This window comes from Stenotrophomonas sp. (assembly GCF_032103445.1).
GTDB lineage: Bacteria > Pseudomonadota > Gammaproteobacteria > Xanthomonadales > Xanthomonadaceae > Stenotrophomonas.
The window spans coordinates 1-4,081 of record NZ_DAMDFR010000133.1 but is presented as its reverse complement, the minus strand read 5'-3'; the positions used below and the strand labels follow the sequence as shown (position 1 = coordinate 4,081).

The 4,081-nt window shown below is 62.1% G+C and carries 5 protein-coding genes and 1 riboswitch; all 5 genes read left to right on the top strand.

Annotated elements, in window-relative coordinates:
- Positions 1-254 precede the first annotated feature (254 nt).
- Positions 255-340: riboswitch (S-adenosyl-L-homocysteine riboswitch) on the top strand.
- A 30-nt stretch (positions 341-370) separates the two neighbouring features.
- The 5 genes from ahcY to ybaK all read left to right on the top strand — a co-directional run bounded on the left by ahcY (position 371) and on the right by ybaK (position 3,947).
- Positions 371-1,816 (top strand): adenosylhomocysteinase, encoded by a 1,446-nt coding sequence (gene ahcY, locus RT551_RS21355; RefSeq protein ID WP_311190191.1) that lies wholly within the window; start codon positions 371-373, stop codon positions 1,814-1,816.
- A gap of 185 nt (positions 1,817-2,001) precedes the next feature.
- Positions 2,002-2,550, top strand: coding sequence for a hypothetical protein (locus tag RT551_RS21350; RefSeq protein ID WP_313462197.1), 549 nt, complete (start codon positions 2,002-2,004; stop codon positions 2,548-2,550).
- A 166-nt stretch (positions 2,551-2,716) separates the two neighbouring features.
- Positions 2,717-3,046 (top strand): hypothetical protein, encoded by a 330-nt coding sequence (locus RT551_RS21345; protein WP_313462195.1) that lies wholly within the window; start codon positions 2,717-2,719, stop codon positions 3,044-3,046.
- A gap of 123 nt (positions 3,047-3,169) precedes the next feature.
- Positions 3,170-3,436: a hypothetical protein gene (locus RT551_RS21340; RefSeq protein ID WP_313462193.1), complete on the top strand. Its 267-nt coding sequence runs from the start codon at positions 3,170-3,172 to the stop codon at positions 3,434-3,436.
- A 34-nt stretch (positions 3,437-3,470) separates the two neighbouring features.
- Positions 3,471-3,947, top strand: a complete 477-nt coding sequence (gene ybaK / locus RT551_RS21335; RefSeq protein ID WP_313462191.1) for a Cys-tRNA(Pro) deacylase — start codon at positions 3,471-3,473, stop codon at positions 3,945-3,947.
- The last annotated feature ends 134 nt before the right edge of the window (positions 3,948-4,081 follow it).

Sequence of the window (4,081 nt, the reverse complement as noted above, 5' to 3'; positions counted from 1 at the left end):
GGCGGCGGTCTGCGGGGCGCTCGCCTTGCCCGCGCCGGCGGCCAAGCCCAGCGGTGCCACTGCCAGCAGCGCCGCGCCCATGATCAGGCGGTTCCAGCGCGCTCTGCGCCCACGTTCACTGCGTGCCATCGTGCAATCCTGTTGTAGGTGAACCCTGGACCTTAACAGGGGGCCGCCGCCCGGCCCCCTGCCGATGGTTGGGGAACACGGTGTTTCATGCCATTGCAGCGTGGCGGGATATAATGGCGACCTCCTTCACCGAGGGGCGCTGCGACCGGACCGGCTTTGCCCGGACGGCCAGGCTCGGTGGCCTGGATGGTTCCAACGGCGCCCGGCGAAGACGTACCCACGTCAATTACCGGAGCTTTACATGAACGCTGTTGCCAAGACCTTCTCCACCGAAGGTGATTACAAGATTGCCGACATCTCGCTGGCCGACTGGGGCCGCAAGGAGCTGGACATCGCCGAGCACGAAATGCCGGGCCTGATGTCGATCCGCCGCAAGCACGCCGCCAGCCTGCCGCTGAAGGGCGTGCGCGTGACCGGCTCGCTGCACATGACCATCCAGACCGCCGTCCTGATCGAAACCCTGAAGGACATCGGTGCCGACGTGCGCTGGGCCTCGTGCAACATCTTCTCGACCCAGGACCACGCCGCTGCGGCCATCGCTGCCACCGGCACCCCGGTGTTCGCGTGGAAGGGCGAAACCCTGGAAGAGTACTGGGACTGCACCCTGGACGCGCTGACCTTCACCCTGGCCGACGGCACCCTGACCGGTCCGGAGCTGGTGGTCGACGACGGCGGCGACGTCACCCTGCTGATCCACAAGGGCTATGAGCTGGAAAACGGCAGCGACTGGGTCAACACCCCGTCGGGTTCGCACGAAGAACAGGTGATCAAGAACCTGCTCAAGCGCGTGGCCGTCGAGCGCCCGGGTTACTGGGGTCGCGTGGTCAAGGACTGGAAGGGTGTTTCCGAGGAAACCACCACCGGCGTGCACCGCCTGTACCAGCTGGCCCAGGCCGGCACCCTGCTGATTCCGGCAATCAACGTCAACGACTCGGTCACCAAGAGCAAGTTCGACAACCTGTACGGCTGCCGCGAGTCGCTGGCCGACGGCCTGAAGCGCGCCATGGACGTGATGCTGGCGGGCAAGTTGGCCGTGGTCTGCGGCTACGGCGACGTGGGCAAGGGCTGCGCTGCTTCGCTGCGTGCCTATGGCGCGCGCGTGGTGGTCACCGAAATCGATCCGATCTGCGCACTGCAGGCGGCGATGGAAGGCTTTGAAGTCAACACCATCGAATCGACCCTGGGCCGTGCCGACCTGTACGTCACCACCACCGGCAACAAGGACATCATCCGCATCGAACACCTGAGCGCGATGAAGGACCAGGCCATCGTCTGCAACATCGGCCACTTCGACAATGAAATCCAGGTCGATGCGCTGGTGGCCTACCCGGGCGTGCAGCAGATCAACATCAAGCCGCAGGTGGACAAGTACGTGTTCCCGAACGGCAACGCGATCTTCCTGCTGGCCGAAGGCCGCCTGGTCAACCTCGGCTGCGCCACCGGCCACCCGAGCTTCGTGATGTCCAACAGCTTTGCCAACCAGACCCTGGCGCAGATCGACCTGTGGGCGAACAAGGACACCTACGAAAAGTCGGTGTACCTGCTGCCGAAGAAGCTGGACGAAGAAGTGGCCCGTCTGCACCTGGAAAAGATCGGCGTGAAGCTGACCACCCTGACCCAGGAACAGGCCGACTACATCGGCGTGCCGGTGGAAGGTCCGTTCAAGCCGGATCATTACCGCTATTGATCGGTGATGGCTGTGCAGCCACGCAGGGCGTGGCTCTACGGCTGAAGATGACGGGCACCTTCGGGTGCCCGTTTTCATTTGTGCGGGGTGAAATCCCGGACACCGGGCCTGCACACCGTGATTACACCAGCGCCCGGATGATCGGCGCGCGGGGGAAATATCTGGATCTCATCCGGAGAATTTCCATGATCATCAAGCTCATCGTGCCCGTACTGCTGGCGCTGTGCGGTGCCGGCTTCGCGTCTTCGGCCCAGGCGGCTGACTATTTCTGCCGTGTTTATTCCGGTACCGATACCTGGGAAAAGTCGACGGTCAATCAGGGGCATTACAAGGCCTCCGGGGCCACTGTGGCGCAAGCGGAGACTGCCGCATTGGCCACCGGCAAACGGAACAAGCCGAACGTTACGCTGACCCGCGCGCGCTGCGAGACCAGCATTGCCGCATTTGACAGTGCAGTGCCTGCACCGGCACCGGCTCCGACACCCGCGCCGCCCCCCGCGACAGGAGCCGGCGAGACCTACTACTGCCTCATCTATAAGAACGGCAATGAGTATGTGAAACCAACGGCAGCACATGATGCCGGGAAGAACATCTGGAAGATTGAACTCGACACCACGCCGATGGATCTCGAGGACAAGGCCATGGCCTTTGCCAAGTCGTTGACCAATGAGAATCCGACCAGCGCCATCTGCGAAAGCAGCATCAAGATCCTGCTGGGAATCGACGAAGAATGATGGGATTCCTACCGTAGAGCCACGCCCTGCGTGGCTGCGCGATATCGGACGCTCCCCAATGACGCGCCATGCGCGCGATCACGCGGACCGCACTTGGTCGTAGCCACGCAGGGCGTGGCTCTACGGCGTGCTTCCCACGAAAAGCGCTTCTCTGGAGAAAACAAAAATGAACACCAAAAGTATGCTACTGACGTTGCTGGCAGTCTGGGCAACGTCAAACGTACTGAGCGCTGCTGCCGCGACCCAGCACTACGAATGCATCATCCATGGCACAGATGGCAAGCCCATTCTCAACGAGGTCGGACCAGGCCTGATAATACCGACCGCTTACTACTTTGAGGTAAGCAGCGAAGCAATGGCCGTTTCGGAAGCGCTGAAGAGCGCGAAAAGCGACTCGGTACCGGCCGGCAGTGCGAAATGTACTGTTTTCGTACCGTCCCGCGAATGGCTGCAGATGCGAGCGGAGCACAAGCGGCACCAGGATGCAGAAAACTGACATCCTGGAAGGTAGAGCCACGCCCTGCGTGGCTTCGACCAATCCGACACCACGCGCAGCCACGCAGGGCGTGGCTCTACGGCTGAACTCATTGCTGATGGACATCCTCCCGAGGAGCTCAACATGATCATTCGATACATGATGGCAATCGTCTCCGCTCTGGCTCTGACGTTCAGTGCAGCCGCCGCTGACACACTGACCAAGTACCAGTGCTCACTTGTCGACAAGGATGGCAACTTCATCAGGCCGCCTGGCAACCCGTTCCCGGTGACTTATATGGTGTGGTCACGCGACGAAGAGGAAGCGAAATCCAAGACCCTGGAGTTGGCAAAGCAGGACGGAAAGTCCGCCCCTGGTGCAAAGTGCTTTGGTCCTTCCCCGATGAAATGAGCGTAGAAGGCACCCGCGGAGATACCATGCACGCATGACCCCTGCCATCAACTTGCTCAAGCAGCACCGTATCCCCCACCGTGTGGTGTCCTACACCCATGCCGCCGACGCCGATTCCTACGGCGGCGAAGCGGCGGCTGCGCTGGGGCTGGATCCAACCCAGGTGTTCAAAACCCTGCTTGCCGCAACGGAAAAAAACGAACTGCTGGTGGCGATCGTGCCGGTAAGCGGATCGTTGGACCTGAAAGCGCTGGCCGAAGTCGCTGGCTGCCGGAAGTGCGAGATGGCCGATCCGGCGGCGGCGCAGCGGGCCACCGGGTATCTGGTCGGCGGTATCAGTCCGCTTGGGCAGAAGAAGAAGCACCGTACGTTCGTAGACGATAGTGCGCGGACTTTGGATGAGGTGCATGTCAGTGCCGGGAGGCGCGGGCTGGAAGTGGCCCTGGCACCGGCGGATCTGGTGACATTGACCGACGCGACCTACGCACCGATTGGACGCCCGAAGGCGTAGAGCCACGCCCTGCGTGGCTGCGATGTCGCCTGGAGGCAACAATGACGCGCATGGCGCGTCACTACGCGACGCCGGTAGCCCTGTAGATACCGTCTCGCCCCTGCCTATGCAAGGGCGATTTCGGGATCAAACGG